The 2734-nt window shown below is 27.6% G+C and carries 3 protein-coding genes; all 3 read left to right on the top strand.

The genetic code is table 11. The features are described from left to right. Positions 1-54 precede the first annotated feature (54 nt). Positions 55-930, top strand: a complete 876-nt coding sequence (locus tag ACR0QS_RS12625) for a cation diffusion facilitator family transporter (RefSeq protein ID WP_432633806.1) — start codon at positions 55-57, stop codon at positions 928-930. 73 nt (positions 931-1003) lie between these two features. Continuing rightward, positions 1004-2071: a radical SAM/SPASM domain-containing protein gene (locus ACR0QS_RS12620; RefSeq protein WP_432633805.1), complete on the top strand. Its 1068-nt coding sequence runs from the start codon at positions 1004-1006 to the stop codon at positions 2069-2071. A 386-nt stretch (positions 2072-2457) separates the two neighbouring features. Continuing rightward, complete coding sequence (locus ACR0QS_RS12615) at positions 2458-2637, top strand: antitoxin (protein ID WP_432633804.1); 180 nt, start codon at positions 2458-2460, stop codon at positions 2635-2637. Positions 2638-2734: the final 97 nt, after the last annotated feature.

Genomic DNA, 2734 nt, shown 5'->3' with positions numbered 1-2734 from the left:
ATGTTTATGATATATAATAAAAATGGTTAAACTTTTATTTAAGGATTTAATAAAATGAATATAATTGACAATGAAAAAAAATCGAAATATATGATAATAGAGGGAATCGTTTCGGTTGTCGTGAATATATTATTATTCGCTTTCAAATATGCGGTTGGAATATTTTCGGGTTCGCTTTCGATTATCGCGGACGCTTGGCATTCTTTAAGCGATTCCATAAGCAGTATAATCGTTATAATCGGAGGAATATTTTCAAAAAAGCCCGCCGACAAAGAACATCCCTTCGGGCATGGCAGAATAGAACTTATAACGAGTTTTATTGTGGGGATAATGCTCATTTTTATCGGTTATACTTTTTTCACAGAAGCTATAAAAAATCTTTTGAATAAACAAACTGCCACTTTTAATAAAGCGACTATTATCGCGATGATAGTTTCTATTGTGGTAAAAGAAATTTTGGCTCAATATTCTTTTTGGGCTTATAGAAAATCTGGAGCGAAATCTTTATACGCGGACGCTTGGCATCATAGAAGCGATAGCGTTACTTCGATAATAATATTGATTGGAATTTTTATCGGAAAAAATTTTTGGCAGTCGGATGCGATATTAAGCATACTGGTTTCAGTCGTCATATTTATAGCCGCTTTCGATGTGATAAAATCGAGCGTTAAACCTTTAATTGGCGAATATCCTTCCGAAGAAATTATAAACGGAATAAAAAATATTGCAGACGAACTCAATCTAAACGGCGATAGTTTGCATCATTTCCATATACATATTTACGGCTCTCATACGGAAATTACTTTTCACATTCGCTTTCCGAAAGATATGACGGTTTTTGAAGCTCATAACAAAGCGACTATTTTTGAAAACGCGATAAGGGAAAAATTATCAATCGAGGCTACGATACACATTGAGGCTATTAAATAATTATAAAACTATAGTTGAAATATTTAAATAATAACATTAATATAATAAATAATGTTTATAGAAAGGAAAACTTATGTTAAAAAATATTTATAAACCGCATTCATTGATAATAGATTTGACGACAAATTGCAATCAAAAATGTTTTTTCTGTTGGAGAATTAATAGACCTGAATATCTTAAAGAAGTTTTAAAAGATACAAATAAAACTATAGATTTTGACATTTATAAATCCATTATAGACGATGCGTGTAAAATAAATACTATTAAATGGCTTTCATTATGCGGACCTATGGGAGAACCTTTACTTACCAATAATTTTCTACAATTTCCTAAATACGCTATGAATAAAAATTTTTTTAATACCATATTAATAAACACTAATGGATTTGCATTAAATAGATATGACCCTTATGAAGTTCTTTCTTCTTTGACGGATATTCAAATTTCGGTAGATGCTATAAATCCAGATACTTATGAAAAAATTCATGGGTTCGGAAAACAATTGCCTGCCGTTTTAGAAAATATAAAATCTCTTTTAGATTGTAAGAAAAAACATCCCGAATTAAAAACAAATATAAGAGTTAGATTTACGGAGAATGAATATAATAAAAATGAATGGAACGAATTTGAAAAATATTTTAATTCAATAAATTGCGAAATATTGCATGTAAAAATTCATTCTTTCAATGGAATTAATCCCGAAAGAAATAATGAAATAGGAGCTTATCTTTGTAATCAACCTTATTATGTTGTAAATTTTAACTATAAAGGCGAAATGACAACTTGCTGCACCAACTATGAATTAAGTCCCGTTTTTGGAAATATTAAAGAAAATAAAGTAATCTCTCTATTTAATTCTAAAAAATTTAATAAATGGAGAATAAATAGAATGAAAGGAATATGTGCCAATTGCGGAGGGTTAGGTTCTATAACTCAAAGACATGATAATTTTTTATCCGAAGATGAATATTTTAGATATTCTTTATTAAAAAAAGCTCCTAATTTTATTAAAAATATAATAGGTGCTAAATTGGACGATGTATATCTTAACAATTTTGCTTGGTGGATACCGATTAAAAAGTGGAGAGATAATTTTAGAAATAAATTCTTTGATAAATTCATAGGGGGGGGTAAATATTAGTTTCAATTTTATTTATCCTATTAATTTTAGAAATTGCCAATTATGAAATGTAAAATATTTTTCACATTATAAATAATATTTTAATGAAAGTATTTATACCCGAAGTAATCCAAAATTAATAGAATTTGATTTTAAATTTAGATTTTTTAATAGCGGATTGCCACGCCTTTTGCCAAAGGCTCGCAATGATAATTTATATATCCTCTCGATTTTGAGTTGGATTTAGATTATTGATTATAATATTTTGCATAATGTTTGAATATGTATATAAAGTTAAATAAGTGCATATAGAATGTTTATTTAATTATTGAAAAAATTATTTTTAATATTGACTTATTAATCTTAAAATATATACTCATTAATATATATTTAATTTAGGAATTGATATGTTTCAAAAAGCTAAAATTTTTAATAACGGGAATTCTCAAGCCGTTCGGTTGCCAAAAGAATTTCGTTTTGAAGGAAAAGAGGTTATCGTTCGCAAAGTTGAAAATGGAGTTTTGCTTATGCCACAAAATAAAAATTTTAACGATTTTTTTAGCAAGAGAAAAATTCAAACAATTTGATGAGATAAAAATTATAGTAGAGTCGAACTTGAAAAATGCTCCGAACTCGTTTGAATTTTCGCTCTCTATGTCATAAAAAAATAACTGTTTAATCATT

The organism is Brachyspira sp., from assembly GCF_050873525.1.
Classification (GTDB): domain Bacteria; phylum Spirochaetota; class Brachyspiria; order Brachyspirales; family Brachyspiraceae; genus Brachyspira.
The sequence above is the reverse complement of the archived record's forward strand: the minus strand, read 5'-3'. Positions and strand labels throughout refer to the sequence as shown.